The 375-nt window shown below is 32.8% G+C and carries 1 protein-coding gene; it reads right to left on the minus strand.

Features of this window, described 5'->3' with window-relative positions; all coding sequences use genetic code 11:
• A partial coding sequence (locus tag CCAND38_RS01270; protein ID WP_197066313.1) for a hypothetical protein occupies window positions 1–375 on the minus strand: 375 nt, incomplete at its 5' end.

Here is a 375-nt window from a genome sequence, read left to right on the forward strand (position 1 = left end):
TTATTTACGTTTCAGAAATCGTTTATAATTACTTAGTTCTCCGTTTGTGTATTCTTGTAAAACCAAAATGTTATCCGAATCAGAAAATTCATATCGAAATTCATATACCGAAGCGGAAACTTTAAAACCAGAGCCAGGGTTTAATACATAGAGTCTATCTCCTTTTGTATAATAATATTCCACACTTTTATCTTTTTCTTCAGTGTCTCTATGTATGAGAAAAAGTTCCCCAATCTTTGTATATTCACTATAAAACGTAACAGTGACAATTTCCTCAAATGTTTTAGAATTTATTACTGCCCATTTCCCAAAGAAACGGCTGTCTCGCTGTTGGGCTTTAAAATGTTCAGGGGTCATATCTTTATCTTCCGAACA

The sequence above is a fragment of the Capnocytophaga canis genome (genome assembly GCF_000827555.1).
GTDB lineage: Bacteria > Bacteroidota > Bacteroidia > Flavobacteriales > Flavobacteriaceae > Capnocytophaga > Capnocytophaga canis.